Source organism: Salipiger mucosus DSM 16094, assembly GCF_000442255.1.
GTDB lineage: Bacteria > Pseudomonadota > Alphaproteobacteria > Rhodobacterales > Rhodobacteraceae > Salipiger > Salipiger mucosus.
In genome coordinates this window covers 370,164-379,294 of the sequence record NZ_KE557276.1, presented here as the reverse complement: position 1 = coordinate 379,294, position 9,131 = coordinate 370,164, and the positions used below count along the sequence as shown (strand labels likewise).

At 70.1% G+C, this 9,131-nt stretch carries 7 protein-coding genes and 1 pseudogene; 1 reads left to right on the top strand and 7 read right to left on the bottom strand.

From position 1 onward, the window contains the following. Positions 1-885: ATP-binding protein (locus SALMUC_RS30505; RefSeq protein ID WP_020043626.1), on the top strand; the 885-nt coding region annotated here is incomplete at its 5' end. Positions 886-904: 19 nt separating this feature from the next. Here SALMUC_RS30505 and SALMUC_RS13915 read toward each other — a convergent pair. The 7 genes and pseudogenes from SALMUC_RS13915 to SALMUC_RS13885 form a co-directional block, all read right to left on the bottom strand. Then, positions 905-1,279 (bottom strand): Na+/H+ antiporter subunit G, encoded by a 375-nt coding sequence (locus SALMUC_RS13915; RefSeq protein WP_020043627.1) that lies wholly within the window; start codon positions 1,277-1,279, stop codon positions 905-907. A gap of 10 nt (positions 1,280-1,289) precedes the next feature. Beyond that, a complete protein-coding gene (locus tag SALMUC_RS13910; RefSeq protein WP_020043628.1) occupies positions 1,290-1,559 on the bottom strand; it encodes a K+/H+ antiporter subunit F in 270 nt (89 codons plus the stop codon). Further along, positions 1,556-2,047, bottom strand: a complete 492-nt coding sequence (locus tag SALMUC_RS13905; protein ID WP_020043629.1) for a Na+/H+ antiporter subunit E — start codon at positions 2,045-2,047, stop codon at positions 1,556-1,558. Before SALMUC_RS13905 ends, SALMUC_RS13910 begins: the two co-directional genes overlap by 4 nt. A 3-nt stretch (positions 2,048-2,050) precedes the next feature. Then, positions 2,051-3,769, bottom strand: a complete 1,719-nt coding sequence (locus tag SALMUC_RS13900) for a monovalent cation/H+ antiporter subunit D (RefSeq protein ID WP_020043630.1) — start codon at positions 3,767-3,769, stop codon at positions 2,051-2,053. Next, positions 3,766-4,128, bottom strand: coding sequence for a Na+/H+ antiporter subunit C (locus SALMUC_RS13895; protein WP_020043631.1), 363 nt, complete (start codon positions 4,126-4,128; stop codon positions 3,766-3,768). The genes SALMUC_RS13900 and SALMUC_RS13895 overlap by 4 nt, the downstream gene beginning before the upstream one ends. Continuing rightward, positions 4,128-6,991 (bottom strand): annotated as a pseudogene (locus tag SALMUC_RS13890) (monovalent cation/H+ antiporter subunit A). Before SALMUC_RS13890 ends, SALMUC_RS13895 begins: the two are co-directional and overlap by 1 nt. Before the next feature lie 1,001 nt (positions 6,992-7,992). Further along, positions 7,993-9,131: methyl-accepting chemotaxis protein (locus tag SALMUC_RS13885; protein ID WP_156883510.1), on the bottom strand; the 1,139-nt coding region annotated here is incomplete at its 5' end.

Below are 9,131 nucleotides of genomic sequence, written 5' to 3'. Positions count from 1 at the left end.
GATACGGCCGCCGAACGGCACGCCGATGCCCGCGCCGAGGCCACCCGCGCCGATGGCGCGCTGACCTCCGCGCGCGACCGGCTGGCCCGCGCGACCGAGGCGCTGGAACGGCTCGGCACCACCGACGAGGACGCGCTTGCGAAGGAGGTCGCCCAGGCCGCCGAGGCCCTGCGCGCCGCCGAGACGCTGCTCGAGGAGCGCCGCCGCACCGCGCCCGACCTCGAGATGGCCCGCGCCGCCGCCAAGCGGCACGACTCCGTCGACGCCCAGGCCCGCGAGACCGTCGCCCGCCTGCGCCCGCAACTCGCCACGCTCGACGAACGCATCGCGCGCCAGTCCGGCGAGGCGGTCGAGGAACGGCTGGAGGAAACACGTCAGGATCTCGCGGTCGCCGAGGCCCGCCTCGCGCGGATCGAGCACGAGGTCGCGGTGCTGAAACGGCTGGAGTCGGCGCTCGACGCCGCCCGCAGCCAGGCGCGCGAGCGCTACTTCACCCCGGTCGCGACCGAGCTGAAGCCGCTGCTGCAACTGCTCTGGCCCGAGGCCGAGCTGCTCTGGGGAGAGGAAACCCTGCTGCCGCGCGCGCTCATCCGCGACGGGCAGGAGGAACCCATCGAGATCCTTTCCGGCGGCACGCAGGAGCAGCTTGCGCTGATGGTCCGGCTCGCCTTCGCGCGGATGCTCAGCTCGGCCGGGCGCCCGGCGCCGGTGATCCTCGACGACGCGCTGGTCTTCACCGACGACGACCGCATCGAGCGGATGTTCGACGCGCTCCACCGCCAGGCGGACGATCTGCAGATCCTCGTGCTGACCTGCCGCCAGCGCGCCTTCCGCGCGCTTGGCGGCCGCACGCTGCAGCTCGCCCCCGCCGAGCCCGTCGGCTGACGGGCCGGCACGCCGGGGGTCACTCCGCCGGCGGCTGCTGCGGCGGGTCGTCGTAGACCGACCAGCCGCAACGGCGGTCGGTGCCGGGCAGATCATCGACCTTCACGTGCCGCGCCATGTAGGTCTTGGCGATGAAGTTCGCGGTGATCGGCGCGGTCAGGAGCAGGAACAGGGTGATGAGCAGCTCGTGAAACGAGAGCGTGCCCTTCACCAGCCCGAAGTAGAGCATCGAGGCGATCAGCACCCCGCCCACGCCCAGCGTGGTCGCCTTGGTCGGCCCGTGCAGGCGCTGCATGGTCTCGCGCAGCTTCACCAGCCCGAAGGAGCCGGCCAGCCCGAAGATGCCGCTCACGACGAGGAAGAAGGTGATTCCGATCTCGATCAACTGGTCCATGTCCGCCTCCTCACTCGATGATGTCGCCGCGCAGCAGGTAGCGGCAGTAGGCCACCGTCGACACGAAGCCCAGCATGGCGATCAGCATCGAGGCCTCGTAGTAGATCGCCGTCCCCTGCCAGATGCCGTAGAGGATGATGATCGCGATGGCGTTGATCACCATGGTGTCCAGCGCAAGGATGCGGTCGGCATCCTCGGGGCCCATGACGATGCGCCAGAGGTTGAACAGAAGCGCCAGGCCGTAGCAGGCGAAGGCAAAGACGAGCGCCGCGTGGATCATTCGAAAATCTCCTTCAGCCGCCGTTCGTAACGCGACTTGATGTCGTCGCGCACCCCGTCGGGATCGTCGGTGTGCAGGCAGTGCACGAGGATGTTGCCCCCGTCGGCCGCCAGCGTCGCCGAGACGGTGCCCGGCGTCAGCGTGATGGTGCCAGCCAGCGTGGTGATCGCCTCGGCCGAGGTCAGCTCGAGCGGCACGTTGATCCAGTGCGAGCGGATCTTCGCGTTCGGCTTGAACAGGATGATCAGCGCCACCTCGACGTTGGCCTTGCAGATGTCCCACAGGACGATCAGCGCGTATTCGATCACCTTGAAGGGCCGCGAGACGCCGGGCCGGTTCGGCCAGTAGGCCGCCGTCACCATCGGGATCACCAGCCCCAGGAAACCGCCCAGGATCAGGTTCCCCAGCGTGAACTTGTTGACCAGCCCGAACCAGACCAGCACCAGCGTCAGGCTCAGAAGCGGATGGGGTGCGAGACGTTTCAGCATGGCTCAGTGTCCCTCTTCCGTCGCCGCGTCGCCCACGGGTTCTCCGTGGTCGTCCACGCCGTATTCGCCGTCGCCCGTGGGCTCTCCGTCCCCGTCCGAGCCGCCCTCTTCCGAGCCGTGCCCGTCATCGGCCTTCACAGCCTCGAGCAGCGCCGCCGGGTCCTCGGTCAGCACGCTGTCGACATAGCTGCTCCGGTCGAAGAGCTGCGCCGAGGTCGCCTCGAAGTAGCTCGCCGCCGGGCCCGCCAGCGCCGCCAGCGCGGCCAGCGCCGCAAGGGCGGCCATGCTCGGCGCGGCCTCCATCGCCGTCACCGGCGCGTGATGCGCGATGGAGGGCGTCTTCTCGTGCGGACCCTCCTCGGGCGCGGGCACCTCTTCGGGTCCCGGCTCGGGGATCGCCACGGCGGTCGACTTCCAGAACAGCGTGCTGCCCGCGCGGGCAAAGCCCACGATGGTCAGCAGCGAGCCCGCCAGCACCGCCGTCCAGGCCCAGCCGATCTCGCCCGGGGCGCGCAGCGCGTCCAGCACCAACAGCTTGCCCAGAAACCCGCTAAGCGGCGGCATCCCCGCCATGCCGATGGCCGCGGCAAAGAACAGCGCCGCGAAGAGCCCGTTCTGCACCGTCGGCGGCATGCCGGACAGCACGTCGTCCTCGCGCCGCGTGATGACGAGATCCGCCATCAGGAACAGCGCCGCCGCGGCAAAGGTCGAATGCACGAGGTAATAGAGCGCCGCTGTCGTCGCCTCGGGCGTGAAGGCCGAGACCGCGATCATCAGCGTGCCCATCGAGCCCAGCACCGAGAAGGCGATCAGCGGCATCAGCCGCCGCGCGCCCAGCACGCCGAAGGCCCCGACCGCGATGGTCACGATGGCCGCCGGAAAGAGCCAGAGGCCCGACATCCCCTCGGTCGCGGCGATGTCCGGGCCGAAGACGATGGTGTGCACGCGGATGATCGCGTAGGCGCCCACCTTGGTCATGATCGCGAAGAGCGCCGCCACCGGCGCGGGCGCGTTGGCATAGGTGCCCGGCAGCCAGAACTGCACCGGGAACAGCGCCGCCTTCACCGCGAAGACGATCATCAGCAGCATGGCCGCGACGCGCACGATGGCCGACTCGCTCTCGGGGATCTCGGCCAGCCGCACCGCGAGGTCCGCGATGTTCAGCGTGCCCGTCCCCGCGTAGAGCGTGCCGAGCGCGAACAGGAACAGCGTCGAGCCGGCGAGGTTGATCACCACGTACTGCAGGCCCGCCCGCATCCGCGCGCGTCCGCCCGCGTGGATCATCAGCCCGTAGGAGGCGATGAGCAGGACCTCGAAGAAGACGAAGAGGTTGAAGATGTCGCCGGTCAGGAAGGCGCCGCAGATCCCCATGAGCTGGAACTGGAACAGCGCGTGGAAATGCCGCCCGCGGGCGTCCCAGCCTGTGGCGATGGCATGCATCAGCACGATCAGCGCCAGCACCGAGGTCAGCAGCACCATGAGCGCCGAAAGCCGGTCGAGCACCAGCACGATGCCGAAGGGCGCCGGCCAGTCGCCCAGCCGGTAGACATGGGTCGTGCCGTCGGCGGCGATCCCGAAGAGCCCCAGCGCGATGGCGACCAGCGCCACCGTGCCGGCCATCGAGAAGACCCGGCTCAGCGGCATGTCGTGCCGCATGACGTAACCGATCAGCGGGGCCAGCAGCGCGGGCAGGATGACGGGCGCGATGATCCAGTGGTTCATTGGGCGGCGTCCTCGTTGCTCGCGTCATGTCCGGCGGGGTGGATGTCGACCTCGTCGGTGCCGGTCTCGAGGTACGATCCCAGCGCCACCATGACCAGCACCGCCGTCATCCCGAACGAGATCACGATGGCCGTCAGCACCAGCGCCTGCGGCAGCGGGTCGGTGTAGCTGGCGTCGCCGTATTTCGCCAGGATCGGCGGCAGGTTGATCGCCAGCCGGCCCGACGAGAAGATGAAGACGTTCACCGCGTAGGACAGCAGCGCCAGCCCGATGATGACGGGAAAGGCGCGCAGGCGCAGGATCAGGTAGACGCCACCGGCGGTCAGCGCGCCGATGGCGGTTGCGACGAGGAGCTCCATCACGCGCCTCCTTTCTCGGTATCGGTCACCCGGTCGGCCGGGTCATAGTCCATCGGGTCGACGTTCACGCTCTCGCCCGAGTAGCGCGCGATGCGCGACAGGCTGTAGAGCATCAGCATCACCGCGCCCAGCACGGTCAGGAAGACGCCCAGGTCGAAGATCGCCGCCGTCGCCAGCTCGAATTCCTCGATCGGCGGGATGTGCACGTAGCCGAAGGCGCTGGTCAGGAAGGGCACCCCCGCAAGCCAGGCGCCCGCGCCGGTGAGCCCCGCGATGACCACGCCCCAGCCGATCATGGCGTGATACTCGATCTTCTTGCGCGCCTGCGTCCAGGCAAAGCCCGAGGCCATGTACTGCATCAGCAGCGCGATCGAGATCACCAGCCCCGCGACGAACCCGCCGCCCGGCTGGTTGTGGCCGCGCAGGAAGATGTAGACGCCGACCATGACCGCGATGGGCATCATCACCCGGGTCGCGACCACCATCATCAGCGGGTGCCGGTCGCGCGAACGGTCGCGGCTGTAGTCGGTGTTGCGCAGGCGCTGGCCGGCCGGCCCCTTCAGCAGGGTCTCCATCAACGCGTAGATGATCAGGCCCGCGATCCCCAGCACGATGATCTCGCCGTAGGTGTCGTAGCCCCGGAAGTCGACGAGGATCACGTTCACCACGTTGGTGCCGCCCCCGCCCTTGTAGGAATTGGCCAGGTGGTAGTCCGAGATCGTGCTGCCGTCGCGCAGCATGAAGGCATAGCTCAGCGCCGCGACCCCCACGCCCGAGGCCAGCGCGATCGCGCCGTCCCGCAGCCGCAGCCCGGCCGAGCTCTCGCGCGGCGTGGTCTTGGGCAGGTAGTGCAGCGCCAGCAGCAGCAGCATGATCGTCACCGTCTCGACCGAGATCTGCGTCAGCGCGAGGTCCGGCGCCGAGAGGTAGACGAAGCCCGAGGAGATCATCAGGCCGATGATCCCGATCAGCACCAGCGCGCGGAAGCGGTTGCGGTGCATCACCACGACCGCCCCCGTCGCCACCATGAGCATCAGCCAGGCGACCCCCGCCAGCGGCGGCAGCGGCGTCATCTCGCGGGTCTGCGCGCCAACGCCCCGCCGCTCCATGCGGCGAACCCGAGCGCCACCGAGGCCGCGAGGAAGATCGCGAGGTAACGGCTGATCGCGCCGTTGTGGCTCACCTCGCTCAGCCAGCGCGAGGCACCGGCGGCGCGGGCGACCAGCCCGTCGAAGATGACCTTGGCCTCGGGCCGCGGCGCGGCGATCCAGGCGCGGTCGAGCGGACGATGCAGCAGCAGCAGTACCACGCCGCCCGCGATGGCCGCCATCGACATGTAGAGCGCGGGCGTGACGCCGTGCCAGATCTTCAGGTGCGGGTGCAACTCGGCCCCGGTCACCGCGCTCGCGGCGACGGTCACCAGCGGCTCGGCGAGGAAGGGCATGACCCCGATCAGCACCACCAGCACCGCCAGCAGCGCGGGCGCGGCATACATGCCCGCGGGCGGATCGTGCGGGTGATGCGGGTAGTCGTCGCGCACCGGCCCGGCAAAGACGTGGAAGATGAAGCGCAGGCTGTAGGCCACCGAGAAGAGCGCGCCCAGCGTCGCCAGCGCGGGCACGATCCAGGGGTTCTCGTACCAGTAGGTATGGCTGGCTTCCTCGAGCATCATCTCCTTCGACAGGAACCCGTTGAAGAGCGGGATGCCCGCCATCGACAGCGCCGCGACCGTGCCGATCACCGCCGTCACCGGCATGAGCTTCGCCAGCCCGCCCAGCCGCTTGATGTCGCGGGTGTGGGTCTCGTGGTCGACGATGCCCGCGGTCATGAAGAGCGCGGCCTTGAAGGTCAGGTGGTTGATGACATGGAAGACCGCGGCGATGGCGGCGGCCTCGGTGCCGAAGCCCAGCAGCATGGTCAGCAGCCCGAGGTGGCTCACGGTCGAGAAGGCCAGCAGCGCCTTGAGGTCGTCCTTGAAGAGCGCGATCACCGCGCCCAGCACCATGGTGATGAGCCCGATGGAGGCCACCGCGTAGAACCAGGCCTCGGTCCCGGCCAGTGCCGGCCACATGCGCGCCATCAGGAAGACGCCCGCCTTCACCATCGTGGCCGAGTGCAGGTAGGCCGAGACCGGCGTCGGCGCGGCCATGGCGTGCGGCAGCCAGAAGTGGAAGGGGAACTGCGCGGACTTGGTGAAGGCGCCCAGCAGGATCAGGATCAGCGCCGGCAGGTACCACTCCGAGGCCTTGATCGCCTCGCCCGCCTGCAGGATGTCGGTCAGCTGGTAGCTGCCCGCGATGTTGCCCAGGATCAGCATGCCGCCGATCATCGCGAGCCCGCCCGCGCCGGTCACCGCCAGCGCCATGCGCGCACCCTGCCGGCCTTCGGGCAGGTGCTTCCAGTAGCCGATGAGCAGGAAGGACGAGAGGCTCGTCAGCTCCCAGAACACCAGCAGAAGCAGGATGTTGTCCGAGATCACGATGCCCAGCATCGCGCCCTGGAAGAGCAGCAGGTAGGTGTAGAACTGCCCCATCGGGTCGTCGCCCGACAGGTAGTAGCGCGCGTAAAGCGTGATGAGCAGGCCCATCCCCAGGATCATGCCGGCGAAGAGCAGGCCCAGCCCGTCGAGGAAGAACGAGGCCGAGAGCCCCAGCTGCGGCAGCCACGCGACCTGCGCCTGCACGACCTCGCCGCGCATGACGTCGGGGGCAAGCAGCCCCAGCATGACCAGCGCGAGGATGGTCGGGATCGCCGTGAAGGTGGCGCAGGCCGTTCGGCCTGCGCGGATCATGAGGCCGGGCACCAGCGCGCCGACAAAGGGAAGTAGCGCGATGATGATAAGTAGGTTCTGTCCGTCGCCCATGTCCTGCCCTGGTCCGTTTCGTCGAAATCGCGAAATGATCAGGGAACAGTTATTTGCGACTTGGCCCGGAACATCAACCGGGTTCCGTGCCGGCAGCCCCCGGTCTCCGCCCCGCCGCACCGGCTGCACGCGTTGCGCGCATCCACCCCGAGGCGGGCCGGATGCCGCGGCCCTCGCGCCCCGGTTCGGTGCCGATCGACGGCCGGACCCCTGTTGCCCTCCCGCTCCCCTGCGGCCTCCCTCGGGGCGAGCCCGCGGCCGACCGCGCCGGCCTCTCCGGTCCAGCGTGAGCGGGCCCGAAACGCGACGGGCCCTCCGGTCCGCCCTGCGTCAGGGCCGCCCCTGACCCGCCCCCGTGCCGGGCCCACGGTCCCGTCCCGATCGCGCGAGGGATGGCACGAAGACAGCCCGGCCGAGCCGCCCTTGAAGCGCGGCGAACCTTCCGCAACGGCGCCGTCCAGACATGTGCTCCGATGTCCACCTGCAATGGATAACAAAGGTTTGATCCGAGCCGGGGCTCCGCCCCGGTCCCCCGGGCCGCCGACACTCGCTCCGGCCCCGGACCGGGGCGCCGCCACCGCGCGCTTCGGACCGGCTTTGAAGGTCTGGCATGGCTCCCTCTTGGGGTGGCCGGCATCGCACCCGCCGCAAGCGCCCCGGATGTCGGCGCCTGTCCGGCGTCCTGGCACGCTCCTGTCCGGGTCATCCTCCGACACAATGCCTCGCCGGGCCTTGGCACGGTGCTGGTTCAGCGCCGGCCGCAAGGACAAATCGTGCGAAACACTCTGACACCTGTCGGCCTATCCGGACAGGCCACCAGCATGGGCACCCGAGAGGACTGTTTTCCGCCCGCCACGCCGCCTTCGGGCCACAGGCACCTCGGCTCGGCCCACGGCTGGCCGGCCCCGCGGGATGGCGAAACGCGGGCGGCACGGACGGTCTGCCGCGCTCCGGCGACCCCGGTTGCCGGCCATGCGGCCCATTCCCGAAGGTCGCACCCCTCAGGCGGCATCTCGCGCCTCGCCGGTGCCCCGGTTCTCGGTCTCGAACTGCTCCATCAGCTGCGACAGGGCACCGGAGTCGGACCGCAGCATGTGCGAGGCGGCGGTGGTCTGCTCGACCATGGCCGCGTTCTGCTGCGTGACGCGGTCGAGGTTCGACACGCCCGTGTTGATCTCGTTGAGCCCCTGCGCCTGCTCCGCCGAGACCTCGGCGATCGCGCTCACGAGCCCGGAGACCTCGCGCACCGTGGCGACCACGTCGTCGAGCGCCGCGCCCGCGCGTTCCACCAGCTGCACGCCATCCTTGACCTGGTCGGCCGAGCCGCTGATCAGCGCCTTGATCTGCTGCGCCGCCTCGGAGCTGCGCTGCGCCAGCGCCCGCACCTCGGAAGCGACCACGGCGAACCCCTTGCCCGAGGCGCCGGCGCGGGCCGCCTCGACGCCCGCGTTGAGCGCCAGCAGGTTGGTCTGGAAGGCGATGTCGTCGATCACGCCGATGATTTCCGAGATCTGGCCCGAGCTGCGCTCGATCCCGCCCATGGCCTCGACCGCCTGGCGCATCACCGCGCCGTTGCGGTCGGCCAGGTCCGAGGCCGCCTCGACCCGCCCGCGCGCCTGCTGCGCCTTGTCGGCGGCCTCGCGCACGCTGCCCAGCAGTTGCTCGAGCGCCGCCGCCGTCTGCTCCAGCGTGGCGGCCTGGGTCTCGGTCCGGCGCGACAGGTCGTCCGAGCCGCGCGCGATCTCCTCGGCGCTGCTGCGGATGTTGGCGGCCCCGGCGCCCACCTCGACCATGGCGCCGTGCAGGCTCTCGACCGCGCGGTTGTAGTTGGCGCGCAGCGTCTCGTATTCGTCCGGAAAGCTGTCCGAGATGGCATGTGTCAGCGTTCCGCTGGCCAGCGCGTCGAGCCCCTCGGTCAGGTGGCGCACCACGCGGGCCTGCGCCTCGTGGGCGCGGCCGCGCGCCGCCTCGGCCGCGCGGCCGTCGCGCAGCGCCCCCGTCAGATGCGACAGGTGACCCGCGATGCGGCCGAACTCGTCGGCCCGCTCGCGCATCGGGACCTCGGCCTCGTAGTCGCCCTCGGCCACCGCCTCCATGGTCTCGCCCAGCCGCGCCAGCGGGCGGGCGATCTGGCGCCGCA

What these genes read in the sequence shown, in the direction of transcription:
- SALMUC_RS13915 (WP_020043627.1), bottom strand. Translation starts at nt 1,279, where the DNA reads ATGGACCAGTTGATCGAGATCGGAATCACCTTCTTCCTCGTCGTGAGC.
- SALMUC_RS13895 (WP_020043631.1), bottom strand. Translation starts at nt 4,128, where the DNA reads ATGGAGCTCCTCGTCGCAACCGCCATCGGCGCGCTGACCGCCGGTGGC.
- SALMUC_RS13910 (WP_020043628.1), bottom strand. Translation starts at nt 1,559, where the DNA reads ATGATCCACGCGGCGCTCGTCTTTGCCTTCGCCTGCTACGGCCTGGCG.
- SALMUC_RS13905 (WP_020043629.1), bottom strand. Translation starts at nt 2,047, where the DNA reads ATGCTGAAACGTCTCGCACCCCATCCGCTTCTGAGCCTGACGCTGGTG.
- SALMUC_RS13900 (WP_020043630.1), bottom strand. Translation starts at nt 3,769, where the DNA reads ATGAACCACTGGATCATCGCGCCCGTCATCCTGCCCGCGCTGCTGGCC.